The sequence below is a fragment of the Kribbella sp. NPDC054772 genome, from assembly GCF_053611945.1.
Genome location: NZ_JBSHBJ010000004.1, coordinates 124810 through 140185, shown reverse-complemented (window position 1 = coordinate 140185; position 15376 = coordinate 124810). Strand labels below are relative to the sequence as shown.

The window sequence follows — 15376 nt, the reverse complement described above, 5'->3', positions numbered from 1 at the left end:
GCGGGGACAGGAGAACTGCGGGTGACGCTCGACGCGCCGCACCGAGAGCCGCTGGGTCAGCGTCGTAGTTAACGATTTCTACGCTAGGCATCACCTCAGGGCCACGGCAAGAGCGCAGAGCCTTGACGGCAACAAGTTCTTCTCCTAGCTTTCATAGAAATCGTTAACTATGGCGGCCGCCACCAGCCCGCACATCCCCTAGCTCCCCCGGAGATACACGCATGCCCAGAAACAGCCGTCGCGCCGTGCTGGCCGGTCTCGCCCTGTGCCTGGCCGCCACCACGGCCGCCTGTAGCAGCGATACCGCCAACAAGGCAGCCGCCGGCCCGGTCGAGATCGAGTACTGGGCCTGGTCGGACGTCCAGCCGGTGGTGGACAAGTTCAACGCCACCCACACCGACATCAAGGTCAAGCTCGTCAAGCAGGCAGACCTTCCGACCACCGCCACCGGTCTGCGCAACGCCCTCGCGGCAGGCAGCGCGATTCCCTGCCTGTCGCAGAACTTCGGTGACGTACCGGCCCTGCTTTCGGAAGGCCTGCTCACCGACGTGACCGACTACGTGAAACCCGCGGAGACCAAGTTCAAGGTCACCGCGCTCACCGGCGCCAAGGTCCAGGACAAGTACTACGGCATCCCGCTCGGCACCGGACCGACGTTCATGATGATCAACCGCGCGGCCTACGACAAGTACGGCGTACCGGTGCCGAAGACCTGGGACGACGTGATCGCCGCCGGTAAAGCTCTCAAGCCACACGGCGTCCAGGTGATGAACCTGGCCGGTGAGGACCCGAGCACGCTGGTCAACCTGATCGTCCAGGCTGGCGGGACCTGGTACTCAGTGCGGGACGACGCCTGGAAGGTCGACTTCCTGTCGCCCGAATCCGTTGCCGCGGCCAACATTCTCCAGCAGCTGGTGGACAACGGGCTCGTCGCCAACCAGACCTACCAGGACCGGCCTGCCCTGATCGCGTACTTCGACGAAGGCAAGATGGTCTCGTTGCCGACCTCTACCTGGCAGCTGACCAACTACGAGCTGCACTTCAAGAAGACCATCGGCGACTGGGAGCCGATCGACCTTCCACAGTTCGCCGGTGCCACGAAGTTCACGACTCCCGCGCACGGCAACGCACTGCTCGTGCCGAAGGGATGTGAACACCCCAAGGAAGCGAGCGAGGTCGGGATCTGGATGAACACGACCAAGGACGGGATCGACGCCACCTACGACAAGTCGACAGGCGCCTACGCCTGGCCGGGTGCGATGCCCGACCCGTCGCCGTGGATCGACGCCGCCGTACCGCGGAAGCTGTTCGGCAGCCACCGCCCGGAGGCACAAACCGTGATCAACAAGGCCTCCGCGTCCGGGGTGGACAACTGGCTGGTCGGGCCCAACTACACCGCTGTCTTCAAGGAACTGCAGGACCAGTGGGCCCAGGCCGTCACGAAGAAGATCACCTTCCGCCAGCTCCTCGAGAACATGCAGAAGTTCACCGTCGACGACCTGAAGGCCAAGGGCATCAGCGTCGCGAACTGACATCGACGACAGAATTCGAGGAGTACGGATGTCCCTGGATCTGAAACCGAAGCCGTCGACCGCGTCACCTGCCGACCGGGCCGGGGACATCCGTTCCTCCGGCGGCCGCTGGCGCCGTACCGTGGCGCTCAAAGGCGCGTCGTTCACTGCGCCGTTCTTCGCCGGGTTCGTCGTCTTCACCGTTGTCCCGGTGATCATGGCGCTGAGCAAGAGCCTCTACACCGCAAAGAGCTCGGGCCTCGGCTTCGGCGTCAAAACCGTCAGCTTCAGCGGGTTCGAGAACTTCGACCGCGCCCTGCACGACGTGAAGTTCTGGGGCAGCCTGTGGCGGGTCGCGCTGTTCGCGATCGTGGTCATCCCGCTGATCCAGGCCACCAGCCTCGCGCTGGCGCTGTTGCTCGACTCGGTCCGCCGCCGGGTCGCCGGAAAGCTCCGGATCGCGATGCTCGTGCCGTACATGAGCCCGGGCATCGTCGCCACCCTGATCTGGATCTACCTCTACAGCCCCGCCGTCGGTCCGCTCACACCGTTCTTCAAGCTGTTCGGCATCGACGCGAACTTCTACAGCAGCGGGCTGATCTGGGTGTCGGTCGGCAACCTGATGGCGTGGGGCAGCATCGGCTTCAACATGCTGATCGTGTACGGCGCCCTGCAGGCCGTGCCGCGCGACATCTTCGACAGCGCCCGGGTCGACGGCGCGTCCGAATGGCGGATCGCGTGGTCGATCAAAGTGCCGTACGTGCGGCGCTCCCTGGTGCTGGTCAGCGTTCTCGGCATCATCGGAACCCTCCAGATCTTCAGCGAACCGTTGCTGTTCCGCTCGATGACTCCGGAGACCGTGACCAAGGACTTCACCCCGATCATGACCATCTACAACCAGGCCTTCGCGGTCGGTGACTTCAACTACGCCGCCGCGCTGTCCATCGTCCTCGCGCTCGTGGTCGGTCTGATCTCGGCGACCTTCTACAAACTCACGAACAAGGCTCCCGCATGACCACAACCACCGCCCGCAGACACCGGCCGGACGACGACCTCCCGGCCGGTCACCACCCGTCCAAGCTGTCGAGGATCCTGGTCTGGACCGGCCTCGTCCTCTTCCTGATCTACTCGATCGCACCGGTCTGGTTCCTCATCGTCTCCGCAACCAAGGACCAGCGCGACCTCTACACGACCAACGGCCTGTGGTTCGCCGACTTCCACCTCCTCGACAACACCCGGGACCTGTTCACTTACCACGACAGCATCTTCCTGCGCTGGATGGCGAACACTCTCCTGTACGGCGTCGCCGGGACGCTCGGCATGACTGTCATCTGCGTGGCCTGCGGGTACGCCCTGGCCATGTACCGGTTCCGTGGCCGCGGAATCCTGATGGGCTGCATCATCGCCTCGTTCCTGATCCCGGGCGCACTGCTGACCATCCCTTCGTTCCTGCTCTACACCCGGTTGCACCTGGTCGACACGCCCTGGGCGATCATCGTGCCGCACTTCTTCAGCGCTTTCTCGGTCTATCTGGCCAAGGTGTACGCCGAGGGCGCGGTCCCGCCGGAGCTGCTCGAGGCGGCCCGGGTCGACGGAGCCGGCGAGTACCGCGCCTTCTTCACGATCGGAGCGCGGCTGATGACGACCGGGTCGGCGACCATCTTCCTGCTCGGCTTCGTCGGCTCCTGGAACTCGTTCTTCGGGCCGCTGGTGTTCCTGCGCGGCGAACAGAAGTGGACCATCATGCTCGGCCTGTACTCCTGGCTCAACATCAAGGTCGACCAGTCGGTCGACCTGACCGGGCTCGTCATCGTCGGGGCCATCGTCTCGCTTATCCCGATCGTCGCCCTGATGCTGGCGATGCAGCGGTACTGGCGCTCCGGCATCACGCTGGGCAGCCTGAAATAGCTTCCACTCATGAACGGAGGAGCCCGTGGCTGACCGCCCCGCGGCACTTTTCGCCCTCGGCACACACCACCTGCCGGATCTGTACCCAGCACGGGCGATGCACCGGCTGCAGCAGCTCGTGCGGATCGATCAGACCGTCATCGCCGAGCGGTTCGACACCGCCGAGGTGATGGCCGCCCTGGCCTCGACCGAGTTCCTGATCACCGGATGGGGTTGCGCACCGATCACCGAGGCAGTCCTCGACGCGGCACCCCGGCTGCGGGCGGTCCTGCACACCGCCGGCTCGGTCAAGTCGCTCCTGTCTCCGGCCTGCTGGGAACGCGGCCTGGCGATCACCTCGGCCGCCGAGGCGAACGCAGTACCTGTGGCCGAGTACGCCGTCGCGGCGATCCTGTTCGCCGGCAAGAACGTGTTCCGGCTCCGCGACCAGTACCACGCGACCAGACACTTCACCCTGGCCGAAGTACAGAGCGGAATCGGGAACTACGGTCGTACGGTCGGAGTGATCGGCGCCTCCCGGATCGGCCGCCGCGTCATCGAACTGCTCCGTCTGTTCGATCTCGAGGTGTGCTTGTCCGACCCGTACGTCGATGCCGCCACTGCTGCCGAGCTCGGCGTACATCTGGTCGATCTGGACACGTTGTTGCGCACCAGCGACGTCGTCAGTGTGCATGCTCCTGCGAATCCGCGGACCGATCGGCTCGTCGGGGCCGAACAGCTCGCGCTGATGCGGGACGGGGCGACCCTGATCAACACCGCACGTGGCAGCCTCGTCGACACCGACGCGCTGATCGGGCAGCTCGCAGCCGGTCGGCTGTACGCCGTACTCGACGTGACCGAACCCGAGCCGCTACCCACCGGCTCCGCGCTCTGGGAGCTGCCCAACACCTTCCTGACACCGCACATCGCCGGCTCGCACGGCAACGAACTGGCACGGATGGGCGATTGCGTGATCGACGAGCTCGAGCGTTTCCTCGACGGCCGGCCGTTCGCACACGCGATCGTGGCCTCCGATCTGGACCGCGTCGCCTAGCCTAGGGTTGACCTGTTCCTGTTCTCTCCGAAAGGGGCCGTGGGTGGCACGACAGCCGACCTCTGGCGAGCGTCCGACGGTCAAGGACGTCGCCGCCTCGTCGGGGGTTTCCGCCACCACGGTGTCCCGGGTGCTGGCCGGCAACTACCCGGTGTCGGCGGCGACTCGCGCGCGGGTGATGAAGGCCGTCCGCGAGCTCGACTACGTCATCAACGCCCAGGCGCGGGCGTTGGTCGGCGGGGGCACCAAGACGGTGGCGTTCATCGTCCACGACCTGGTCGGTCCTGCGTTCGCCTACGTCGGTCAAGGCGTGGAACAGCAGGCGACCGCGGAGGGCCGGCTGTGCCTGGTCTGCACGAGTCACGGCGATCCGGACCGCGAGCTGGAGATCATCGAGCTGATGCGCGAGCAGCAGGCCGAGGCGGTGGTTCTGGTCGGCGGCGGCAGCGACAGCCGAAGCTACGTGGAGCGGATGGCGCAGGCTGCCCGTGCCTTGGACAAGTCCGGGTCCCGCCTGGTGCTCTGCGGACGTCCACCGCTCGGTTCCGATGTCCCCGCGACAGTGGTCGAGTACGACAACGAAGGCGGCGCCTACGCGGTGACCAGCTACCTGATCTCACTGGGTCATCGCGACATCGCCTTCCTGGGCGGCGGCGTCACGAGCCACATCACCATCGACGGACGGCTCCGCGGGTTCGAGCGCGCGCACGAGGCACACCGCCTGTCCACGACGCCGCACCGCACCCGCGCGGTCACCTTCGACCGCGAGTCCGGATACAAGGCGACTCGCGAGCTCCTTGCCCGCGACCGGAAGTTCACCGCGATCTTTGCTGCGACCGACGTCGTGGCCAGCGGCGTGCTCGTCGCTCTCCGCGAAGCCGGCCTCCGGGTGCCCGAGGACGTCTCGGTCGTCGGGTACGACGACATCCCACTGGCCAGAGACGTCACGCCCGAGCTCACGACGGTCCACGTGGACTACGAGGAGCTCGGGCGGACCGCCGTACGCTATGCCCTGAACCGCGAGCGGCACGCGCTGAATCAGCACACCGTGATCGGTACCCATGTGATCATCCGCGACTCCGCCGGCCCGCCTCCGGTAGCGCGGTAAGCCGGATCGGCCCGCCCTGCCGGCTCGCAGATCGCAGGGCGGGTCAACTCGCGGTCAGCCGGCTTGCAGTTCGACGGCCAGGCAGTTCGCGACGGCGACCGGAGCAGTCTCGGGCAGCCGGACGACCAGAATGCCCTCGGCCTGCTGGAACTCGACCGGGCCGTGCCCGAGCAGCCGTACTCCGGTCACCCGGTCGTCCACGAAGCTGCGGATCACGGCGCGGCCGTCCGAGGGCCAGGCGAGTTGGAACGCGTACACCGTGTTGTCCCGGCGGGTGAAACGGAAGTCGGAACTCGTCCACGGCACCCGGTCCTCGGTGAAGCCCTTGATCAGCACGTTGGACGCTCCCTCACCGAACACCCGGAACGGTCGCGTGCCGTAGATTCCCTCGCCGCACAGCGCGGTCCAAGCACCCAGCTCCTCGAGCATGTCGGTGCACTCGGCGTCGAGGGTGCCGTCCGGCAATTGCGGCACGTTGAGGAGCAGGTTGCCGTTCTTGGACACGATGTCGACGAGCATCTCGATCACGTGGCCGGCGGTCTTGTAGACGTCCCGGACGTTGTAGAACCAGTCCCCGACCGAGGTGTCGGTCTGCCAGGGCGATGGGTGGATCCCCGGGGTCTGGCTCCGTTCGATGTCCATGATCCCGACGGCGCTCACCTCGCGGCGCCGGTCTTTCTGCTGGTAAACGGCCCGCGGGTTGGTGTTGTAGAGATGGGCGACCGCGCGCAGACCCGGCTCGTACGTCTGCTCGCCGAACGGCAAGGGCCCGTCGGAGTACAGCAGGTCGGGCTCGTACCGATCGATCATCTCGGTCACGGACTCGAGCCAGTACTCATGAAAGGTGGGATCGTCGGTGTACCAGGGATCCGGCACAACATCGCCCTCGGTGGCCTTCATCCAGGTGAACGAGGCGCCGAGATGCTCGGTGATGCCGAACGGCAGCCCGCCATCGTCGGCCGCGGCCTTCCAGAGCCCGACGATGTCCTTGCCCGGACCGACCTTCACGGAGTTCCAGGCGTTCACGGTCGAGTCATAGTTGAAGAAGTTGTCGTGGTGCACGGCCTGTGCCACGAAATACCGTGCACCCGCTGCGACGAACTGCTCCATCAAGGCGTGCGGATCGAACCTCTCGGCCTTCCACAGCGGTACGACGTCGTCGTACCCGAACTCCGACGGATCCCCGTAGGTCCGCAGGTGGTAGCGGTACTGGTCACTGCCCTCCCGGTACATGTTGCGCGCGTACCAGTCGCCGTACCGCGGCACCGACTGCGGACCCCAGTGCGACCAGATGCCGAGTTTCGCGTCCCGGAACCAGTCAGGGCATTCGAACGTGGCCAGGGAATCAAAAGATGCGTCGAACGGCACAGGTCACTCCTCGTCTACTTGTTCGGGACTTTGTCGTACGCGGTCTGCTGGATCTCCAGGTAACGCTTCAGGCCGAGGCTGTCCAGGCCCTTGACGTAGCTGTCCCAGTCGGTGTCTAGGTTCTTCGAACCGGTGATGAACTGGAGCGCGTTCTGCTGCACGTAGTTCTCGATGTTGGTCTGCAGCGTCGCGACCTCGGTGGCCTGGGCCGGATCGATCCACACCTTCCAGAACGGATAGATCTGAGCCTTGTCCTCGTGGCCGGCGTACAGCTTGGTCGCCTCGAACAGTTTGCGCTCGTACCCCGGCTGGGAGTGGATGTCGGTGCCGATGGCTTCGGAGTTCCGGAAATGAGCAGTGTTGTTGTACTGCGCGAGCGCCTGCCAAGCTGTGTTCCGGGGTGGCGTGCCGGGCTTCTGCGGGATCTGCTTGAACACCGGCTTCAGCGACTTGTCGAGCGCGACGTCGCCGGGGCCCGGCTTGGTCCAGCCCTTGCCTTCCAGCCCGAACTGGCCGTTGATCTGGCCTTCGTCGGTGAAGATGTAGTCCAGCAGCTTGATCGCGGCGATCTGCTGCTCGGGCGTCGCCTTGTTCGTCAGCACGAAGGTGGCGCCCGGCACGCTCGGGAAGTTGTAGCCCGTGTAGTTCGCGCCCTGGGGCCCCGTCAGTGGCGGTACGACGTCGTACTGCTTGTCCCGGCCGTCTGCCGATCCGATGTTGACGAACTGACCCGAGTGCAGCACGGTCGCGGAACCGAGGATGACCGAGCCGGTGTGGTTGCCCTGCTGCAAGAGCGCATCCCCGTTCTGGGTGAACGCGCCCTTGTCGATCAGGCCTTCCTTGTACAGCGAGTTGATGTACCGCAGGCCTTCGCGCCAGCCGTCCTTGTTCGCCTGGAGGTCGACCTTGCCGTCCTTCAGCACCAGCGTCGAGCTGTTGTTGCCGCTGGTGCCCTGCGGGTCGTAGATGAAGGCGTTCATGAAGTACGGGATGAGGGAGTTCCCGACGGAGGCGCTGAGCGGGATCTCGTCGGCCTTCCCGTTGCCGTTGGGGTCCTGGGTCTTGAAGGCTTCGAGGACCTTGCGCATGTCGTCGGTGGTCTTCGGTTGCTGCAGCCCCAGCTTCTTCAGCCAGGCCGAGTTCATCCAGAGCTTGTCCTGGTACGAACAGTGGAAGCAGTCCACCCACTGCGGCATGCCGTAGATCTTGCCGTCCGGCGCAGTGGCCATCGCCTTCCACTCAGGCGTCGCGTCCAGCGCCTTCTTGATGTTCGGCGCGTACTGGTCGATCAGCTGGTTGAGCGGCACGACGACGCCTTGGTTCGACAGCTTGAGCAGGTCGGCCTGGGTGAACTGGTCGACCCACGGGATCAGCAGGTACAGATCCGGGTAGTCACCGCTGGCGAGCGAGATCTGCCGCTTCTCCTTGGCCGGACCACCGTCGAACGTGGTGGTCTGCCACTTGATCGTGAGGTTGAACTTCTGCTGGATGAGCTTGGTGAAGTCGTTCGTCGCGAGGTTCCAGTCGGCCGACTGCGGCGAGAACACGCTCAGGGTGACCGCGGGGTTGCCGCTGATGGTCGGCAACGGCTTGCTACTGGGATCGTTGGAGCTGCCTCCGGAACAGGCCGCGAGGGCGAGTGCGAGGAGGCTGGTGCCGACGATCGCGGCACGCCTCCGCCTACTGAGCTTTACGGACATGGCTTCCTCACAGAGATTGGGACAAGGCAGAGCGGTACCGGGGATCAGCCCTTGACGGCGCCGATCAGGATTCCCTTGGTGAAATAGCGGGCGACGAACGGGTAGATCAGCAGCACCGGCACACTCGCCACCACGATCAGCGAGTACTTGAGCAGGTCGGCGAGCTGCTGACGCTGGATGACGACGGACGCGTCGACGGCGCCACCACCGGTCGTGTTCAGGATCAGGATGTTGCGCAGCACGAGCTGCAGCGGGAACAGGTCCGGATTCTTCAGGTAGATCAGCGCGTCGAAGTACGAGTTCCATTGCATGATCGCGTACATCAGCGCGACCACCGCGATCATCGGCTTGGCCAGTGGGATCACCACCGACCAGAGGAACCGGAGGTCGCCGCAGCCGTCCAGCTGGGACGCCTCGACGAGCTCGTCCGGGATCGCGGTCCGGAAGTACGTCCGGGCGATGATCACCTGCCAGACACCGATCGCCTGCGGGATGATCAGCGCCCAGCGGGTGTCGAGCAGACCGACGGACTGGACCACGAGGTAGGTCGGCACGAGGCCGCCGGTGAACAGCATCGTGAACAGGATCAGCGTCATCACGACGTTCCGGCCGACCAGCGTACGACGCGACAGCGGGTAGGCGATCGCGATCGTCATCGTGACACTGACGATCGTGCCGGCGACGGTGTAGAAGAGCGAGTTCAGGTACCCCTGGATGATCTGCGGGTTCGCGAAGACGGCGTGGTACCCACGGAGCGAGAAGTCGACCGGCCAGAACAGCACCCGCCCGGACGACACCGCCTCCGGACTGCTGAACGAACTCGCCACGATGTACAGCAACGGCAACAACACCACGAGCAGGAAGACGCCCAGCAGCAGGTACACGCAGAACAGGAAGATCCGGTCGGTACGCGGTTCGCGGATCCGGCGCTCCCGGGCATCGCGGCGCTCGTCCTTCTTTCCGGTCGCCGGGCGTTGTTCGGTGAGCGTCGTCATGACCACAGTCCGTTCCCGGTGATCCGCTTGGCGATGGCGTTGACGATCAGGAGCAGGGCCAGGTTGATCACCGAGTTGAACAGGCCCACCGCCGTCGCCCCACTGAAGTCGGCGTTCAGCAGGCCGGTCTTGTACACGTAGGTCGCGATGATCTCGGACTCGCTCAGGTTCAGCGGATTCTGCAGCAGGAACGCCTTCTCGAACCCGATCGCCATGATGTTGCCGACAGCAAGCACCAGGATGATCACCGCGGTCGGCAGGATGCCTGGCAGGTCGACGTGCCGGATCCGCTGGAGCCGGCTCGCACCGTCCACCCGCGCGGCCTCGTGCAACGCCGGATCGATCCCGGCCAGCGCGGCCAGGTAGATCACCGCGGAGTACCCGGTGGTCTGCCAGACGTCCGACCACACGTAGATGTGCCGGAAGTAATCCGGGTTGCCGAGGAAGTCGACCCCTGGCACCCCGAAGAAACCGAGGCCCTCGTTCACGATCCCCAGCCGCGGTGACAGCACCAGGATGGTCATCGAGACGACCACGACCGTGGAGATGAAGTACGGCGCGTACGTCACCAGCTGCACGGTCCGCTTGAACAGCCCGTTGCGGATCTCGTTCAGCGCCAGCGCGAGGACGATCGCGAGCGGGAAACTCGCGGCGACGGTGTAGACCGACAAGACGAAGGTGTTCTTCACCAGGGTCCAGAACACCGGGTTGTGGAAGAACAGATCGAAGTTCTGCCAGCCCACCCAGGGGCTCCCCCAGATGCCCTTGACCACGTTGTAGCTCTTGAACGCCAGGACGGCGTTCGACATCGGGATGTACTTGAACACCGCGAACCAGATCAGCGGCACGACCATCAACAGGTACAGGGTCCAGTGCCGTCGCAGGCTGCGGCGCAGTCCTTCGATGCCCGGGCGCTCGCGCCGCCGTCGCCGCGTACGTCGTGCGGGCGTCTCACCGGCCGGTGGCCGGACCGTGGTCAGGGTTGCCATCGAACCTCCTTCTTGGGTGCCGTGGTCATGCCGTGCTCAGCCGATGACCGATCCCCGCGGTCAACTGGACCCGTGTCCGGTCGTCGCCGAACCGGACGGTTCGTTCCTGGTCGCGATCCGCGGTCAGGACCGCTTCGATCCCGTTCGGCGTCCACGCGATGTCGACGGCCACACCGCCGCGAGCTCGCAGACCGGTCACCCGACCGCTGGTCCACGCGGGAGGCAAGGCCGGGAGCAGCGCGATGTCGCCGTTGTGGCTCTGCAACAACATCTCGGCGATACCGGCGGTCGCACCGAAGTTGCCGTCGATCTGGAACGGCGGATGCGCGCAGAACAGGTTCGGATACACGCCTGCGCCGCTTCCCACACGTCCGGTCGCCCGGTCCTCCGCGGGCCGGAGGAACGCCCTGATCAGCCGGTGTGCGCCCACCGCGTCGTGAAGCCGCGCGCGTAGGCAGATCTTCCAGGCCAGGGACCAGCCGGTCGCCTCGTCACCGCGCAGGTCGAGCGTGCGCAGGGCCGCTGCTGCCAGCGCCGCGGTGGTACCGGGCGTGATCGTGTCACCGGGATGTACGCCGACCAGGTGCGACATGTGCCGGTGGTGCGGGTCCTCTTCCTGCAGGTCCGCGGCCCATTCCTGCAGCTGGCCCCGCGCGCCGATCGACGGTGCCGGCAGCCGCTTGCACGCGGCCGCGATCTCCGTGACCAGTGGATCGAACACCTCCAGCAATGACGCGGCTCGTTCCACCTTGTCGAAGAGATCCGAGATCAGCGCCAGGTCCATCGTCGACGAGACCGTCACCGACGCGGGCAGCCCGTCCGCGGCGATGTAGTCGTTCTCCGGCGAGGTCGACGGCGCCGTACCGAGAGCGCCGTCCGGCAGCTCGACCAGCCAGTCGAGGCAGAACTCGGCGGCACCGCGCAAGGTGCGCCACGACTCCCCGAGGAACGCGAGGTCGCCGGTGAACTCGTAGTGGTCCCACAGATGCCGGGCAAGCCATGCGCCGGCCATCGGCCAGTTCGACCAGCGGGGATCGCCCTCGACCGGGTTGGCCCAGCACCAGGCGTCCGCGTTGTGGTGCGCGGTCCAGCCACCGCGTCCGTACCGTTGCCAGGCGGTACTGCGACCCGCCTCGGCAAGATGATCGATAAACCTGAGCAGCGGTTCGTGGCACTCCGACAGGTTCGTCGTCTCGGCCGGCCAGTAGTTCATCTCGGTGTTGATGTTCACGGTGAAGTTCGAGCTCCACGGCGGCCGGAGGATGTCGTTCCAGATGCCCTGCAGATTCGTCGGCAGGCCGCCCGGTCGTGAGCTCGCGATCATCAGGTAGCGGCCGTAGTTGTACGCCAGGGCCGCCAGTGCGGGATCGTCGGCGTCGACCGATCCGGTCACGCGCACATCGGTCGGCTGCCGCGACTCCTCGGACAGCCCCACGAGCTCCAGCGACGAACGGCGAAAGAGCCGTCGATGGTCCTGCAGATGATCGTCCAAGAGGTCCGCGAACCCTCGGCGCAGGGCGGTCGTGACCGCGGTGTCCGCCCGGGCCAGGCATTCGGTGGCCGTGCGGGTCGGTGTTGTCGACGGTCCGTCGTACCCGGTGGCGGTGGACAGCACCAGGACGATCTCGGTCGCGTCGTCGACGGCCAGCCGGGAGTCGGTCGACCGGACCACGCCGTCGGTGATCGTTCGCAGTGCGATCGCCGCCGTCATCCCACGATCGGCGCCGTCGGAGTACCGAACCGGCTCTGGAACGTCGCGGTGTGGAGGCGCCACGTCCGCGGGCGCCTGCAGGAGCAGTCCGAGGCCTTCCTCGATCTCATGCCCGCGCGACACGAGTTGTGACGAGAGCCGGCAGGTGAGAGCAAGAGCCGGCGCGGACGCGGTCAGCCGCAGGACGAGCACAGAGCCGGGTGCGCTGACGAATACCTCCTGGACAACACGCACTCCGTCGATCTCGTACTGCGTCGTCGCCACCGCCGAGTCGAGATCGACCGCTCGGCGGTATGCCGCCACGGCCTGGTCCGTCGGTGCGGACCCGCCGACGCGTGTCTCGAGCAAGAGGTCCCCGAGCGGCAGGTATGCCTGCGAGTAGCCCGAGTGAAAGCCGCGCGCGAGTTCGTGTGCGCGCCGGATGTCGCCCGCCCACAACGCATCGCGGACCGCTTGCACGGCGTCCGCACCGATCGCCCCGATCGGCGCCGACAACAGTCGCGCGGTCTCCGGGCCTCCCGACCACAGCGTCTCGTCGTTGAGCGCGATGCGATCGGTCGCGGTACCTCCGAAGCACATCGCGCCGATCCGGCCGTTGCCCAGTGGCAACGCCTCCAGCCAGGTCGCCGCCGGCCGGTCGTACCAGAGCCGTTGCTGACCGGACCGATCAGAGCTCACCAGGTAGCTCATTGCTCAGCCTCCGTCGAGAAGACGAGGATTAATCCCACGAATTTTTGGGATCGTAGCGCCGTCGCCGCATGTGGTCCATACTGAAACCCGTCGAAATTGAGAAAAGATCCCATCTATTTCTGACAGTGAGGCCGCCATGCCACGCATCACCTCGGTCGAGGTCGTCGATGTCCGGTTCCCTACGTCGCTCACCCAGGACGGGTCCGACGCGATGAACAAGGACGGCGACTACTCCGCGGCGTACGTCGTGCTGCACACCGACGACACCGACGAGACAGGCAGCACCGGTGACGAGGCGGTGTCCGGGTACGGGTTCACGTTCACGATCGGGCGCGGCAACGACCTGTGCGTCGCGGCCGCACGGCAGCGCGCCGAACCTTTGATCGGGCGTGACGTCGACGTGCTGTGCGGTGACCTGGGCGCGGTCTACCGGGAACTGCAGGCCGACAGTCAGCTGCGGTGGCTCGGGCCGGACAAGGGCGTCGTGCACCTCGCGCTGGCCGCGGTGATGAACGCCGTGTGGGACCTCGCGGCCCGTCGGGCCGGCGTACCGCTGTGGCGTTTGTTGGCCGAGATGTCGCCGGAGCAGTTGGTGGACGCCGCGGACCTGCGCTACCTCACGGACGCTCTCACCCGCGAGCAGGCGATCACCTTGCTGGCCGGCAAGGAAAGTGGCCGACAGCAACGGATACACGAACTCGAGAGCAGCGGCTACCCGTGCTACACCACCTCGGCCGGCTGGCTCGGGTACTCCGACGCCAAGCTGCGCAGGCTGTGCGAAGAGGCCGTTGCCGCCGGCTACAAGCACGTGAAACTCAAGGTCGGCGCCGATCTGAACGACGACGTCCGCCGGTGCGGCATCGCACGCGAGGTCCTCGGACCGGACGGCCACCTGATGATCGACGCGAACCAGGTGTGGGACGTGCCGGACGCGATCGAGTGGGTCAAGGCACTGGCCGAGTTCAACCCGTTGTGGATCGAGGAACCGACCAGCCCCGACGACGTCCTCGGCCACGCCGCGATCCGGAAGGCCGTCGCGCCGATCGGGGTCGCGTCCGGAGAGCACGGCATGAACCGGGTGCTGTTCAAGCAGATGTTCCAGGCCGGCGCTCTCGACTACTGCCAGCTCGACGCGGCCCGGCTCGGCAGCGTCAACGAAGTACTCGCCGTCTACCTGTTGGCAGCCTGGTTCGACGTCCCGGTCTGCCCGCACGCCGGCGGTGTCGGACTGTGCGAACTCGTCCAGCACCTCGCGATCTTCGACTACATCGCCGTCTCGGGTTCACTCGACGGCCGGGTCACGGAGTATGTCGATCATCTCCACGAACACTTCGTCGACCCGTGCGTCGTACGCAACGGCGCGTACGTACTGCCGACCGACCCGGGCTACAGCGCCGAGATGTATCGGGAGTCGATCGAGACCTACAGCTTTCCGGACGGCAGCTACTGGGCCGGCGTACGAGAAACCGAGGACCTATGACACATCTGCTGCACTGGACCACACCCGAGCTCGCCCTGACCTTCGTCCTCGACGACGGGCCCGTCCGCCTGACCGCCGGCGCCCCTGCCGGAGCTGATCCGAGCCAGCCCCTGGTCGAAGTCACGGCTGTGGGGCACGGCCATTCGAGCAATCGTCACGTCGGCACGGTGCTCGGTGGGCAGCTCCGGTACGTCGGGCACGAGGAGACGGGCCCTACGCTGCGCGTCGTCCAGGAGGAGCCGGCGACAGGACTTCGCGTCACCAGTGTCTTCGAAGCACGGGCGGGCGTCCGCGCGTGGACCGAAGCCTCGATGATCGGGCCGGGTTCGCTGGAGCTCACCAGCCTGTCGTCACTCGTGGTCGGTCTCGCGTCCGTCGACGCCGACCTGCACTCGGCCGTCAGCAGCTGGATGGCAGAGAACCGTTGGTCGAAACGCGCGCTCCGGGACGTGCTGGCCGACATCGTCCGGGCCCCCCACCACCATGTCGCCAACAGCCGCTACGCGGTGACCAGTACGAACTCGTGGTCCACGGGAGAAGCCTTGCCCGTCGGCATCCTGGTCGACCGGAGTACGCCGTACGCACTGGGCTGGCAGATCGAGCACAACGGCCCATGGCACTACGAGCTCGGTGAGACCGCGCGAGGCGGCTACCTGTTCCTGAGCGGACCGACCGACCTCGAACACCAGTGGAGCGTCGAGGTCACCGCTGACACACCGTTCACGTCGGTGCCGGTCTCGCTTGTCGCCGGGACCGATGTCGACAGCGTCTTCGCGGCGCTCACCCGGCAGCGCCGGGCGATCCCGAACACCCCGCCGGGGGGACGGCCGCCGAGACTCGGAGTTGAACGCGGACACTGTGACAACGCGAGTGTGACACCCGC

11 protein-coding genes and 1 pseudogene are annotated in these 15376 nt (G+C 66.1%); 7 read left to right on the top strand and 5 right to left on the bottom strand.

Annotated features, from left to right (window positions below; genetic code table 11):
• Nucleotides 1-221: 221 nt before the first annotated feature.
• Genes ACWGID_RS08795 through ACWGID_RS08775 form a run of 5 tightly spaced genes read left to right on the top strand, consistent with a single transcriptional unit; the run spans nt 222 to nt 5560 of the window.
• Nucleotides 222-1532, top strand: coding sequence for an ABC transporter substrate-binding protein (locus ACWGID_RS08795; protein WP_452195811.1), 1311 nt, complete (start codon nt 222-224; stop codon nt 1530-1532).
• Nucleotides 1533-1560: 28 nt separating this feature from the next.
• Nucleotides 1561-2526, top strand: coding sequence for a carbohydrate ABC transporter permease (locus ACWGID_RS08790; RefSeq protein WP_452195810.1), 966 nt, complete (start codon nt 1561-1563; stop codon nt 2524-2526).
• On the top strand, nt 2523-3419 hold the full coding sequence (locus ACWGID_RS08785) for a carbohydrate ABC transporter permease (protein WP_452195809.1): 897 nt from the start codon (nt 2523-2525) through the stop codon (nt 3417-3419). The genes ACWGID_RS08790 and ACWGID_RS08785 overlap by 4 nt, the downstream gene beginning before the upstream one ends.
• 25 nt (nt 3420-3444) lie before the next feature.
• Entirely contained in the window at nt 3445-4452 is a 1008-nt protein-coding gene (locus ACWGID_RS08780; RefSeq protein WP_452195808.1) for a hydroxyacid dehydrogenase, read from the top strand.
• 43 nt (nt 4453-4495) lie between these two features.
• The gene (locus ACWGID_RS08775) at nt 4496-5560 is read left to right on the top strand and encodes a LacI family DNA-binding transcriptional regulator (protein WP_452195807.1); all 1065 of its coding nucleotides are present in this window, start codon (nt 4496-4498) and stop codon (nt 5558-5560) included.
• A gap of 54 nt (nt 5561-5614) precedes the next feature.
• On the opposite strand, the gene ACWGID_RS08770 is transcribed toward ACWGID_RS08775, so the two are convergent.
• Genes ACWGID_RS08770 through ACWGID_RS08750 form a run of 5 tightly spaced genes read right to left on the bottom strand, consistent with a single transcriptional unit; the run spans nt 5615 to nt 13013 of the window.
• Nucleotides 5615-6928, bottom strand: a complete 1314-nt coding sequence (locus ACWGID_RS08770; RefSeq protein WP_452195806.1) for an alpha-L-fucosidase — start codon at nt 6926-6928, stop codon at nt 5615-5617.
• Between the two features lie 14 nt (nt 6929-6942).
• Entirely contained in the window at nt 6943-8628 is a 1686-nt protein-coding gene (locus ACWGID_RS08765) for an extracellular solute-binding protein (RefSeq protein ID WP_452195805.1), read from the bottom strand.
• Nucleotides 8629-8672: 44 nt separating this feature from the next.
• Nucleotides 8673-9623 (bottom strand): carbohydrate ABC transporter permease, encoded by a 951-nt coding sequence (locus ACWGID_RS08760; RefSeq protein ID WP_452195804.1) that lies wholly within the window; start codon nt 9621-9623, stop codon nt 8673-8675.
• Nucleotides 9620-10612: an ABC transporter permease gene (locus ACWGID_RS08755; RefSeq protein ID WP_452195803.1), complete on the bottom strand. Its 993-nt coding sequence runs from the start codon at nt 10610-10612 to the stop codon at nt 9620-9622. The genes ACWGID_RS08760 and ACWGID_RS08755 overlap by 4 nt, the downstream gene beginning before the upstream one ends.
• Before the next feature lie 25 nt (nt 10613-10637).
• Complete coding sequence (locus ACWGID_RS08750; RefSeq protein WP_452195802.1) at nt 10638-13013, bottom strand: glycoside hydrolase family 95 protein; 2376 nt, start codon at nt 13011-13013, stop codon at nt 10638-10640.
• Between the two features lie 136 nt (nt 13014-13149).
• Between ACWGID_RS08750 and ACWGID_RS08745 the strand changes: the two genes are divergently transcribed.
• Nucleotides 13150-14493: an L-fuconate dehydratase gene (locus ACWGID_RS08745; RefSeq protein ID WP_452195801.1), complete on the top strand. Its 1344-nt coding sequence runs from the start codon at nt 13150-13152 to the stop codon at nt 14491-14493.
• A pseudogene (locus tag ACWGID_RS08740) lies at nt 14490-15376 on the top strand (hypothetical protein); the annotation flags it as partial. The gene ACWGID_RS08745 and the pseudogene ACWGID_RS08740, both read left to right, overlap by 4 nt.

Bases quoted from the DNA above. Each gene is read 5' to 3' on its own strand.
- ACWGID_RS08795 (WP_452195811.1), top strand. From the start codon at position 222: ATGCCCAGAAACAGCCGTCGCGCCGTGCTGGCCGGTCTCGCCCTGTGC.
- ACWGID_RS08790 (WP_452195810.1), top strand. From the start codon at position 1,561: ATGTCCCTGGATCTGAAACCGAAGCCGTCGACCGCGTCACCTGCCGAC.
- ACWGID_RS08785 (WP_452195809.1), top strand. From the start codon at position 2,523: ATGACCACAACCACCGCCCGCAGACACCGGCCGGACGACGACCTCCCG.
- ACWGID_RS08765 (WP_452195805.1), bottom strand. From the start codon at position 8,628: ATGTCCGTAAAGCTCAGTAGGCGGAGGCGTGCCGCGATCGTCGGCACC.
- ACWGID_RS08760 (WP_452195804.1), bottom strand. From the start codon at position 9,623: ATGACGACGCTCACCGAACAACGCCCGGCGACCGGAAAGAAGGACGAG.
- ACWGID_RS08755 (WP_452195803.1), bottom strand. From the start codon at position 10,612: ATGGCAACCCTGACCACGGTCCGGCCACCGGCCGGTGAGACGCCCGCA.
- ACWGID_RS08750 (WP_452195802.1), bottom strand. From the start codon at position 13,013: ATGAGCTACCTGGTGAGCTCTGATCGGTCCGGTCAGCAACGGCTCTGG.
- ACWGID_RS08745 (WP_452195801.1), top strand. From the start codon at position 13,150: ATGCCACGCATCACCTCGGTCGAGGTCGTCGATGTCCGGTTCCCTACG.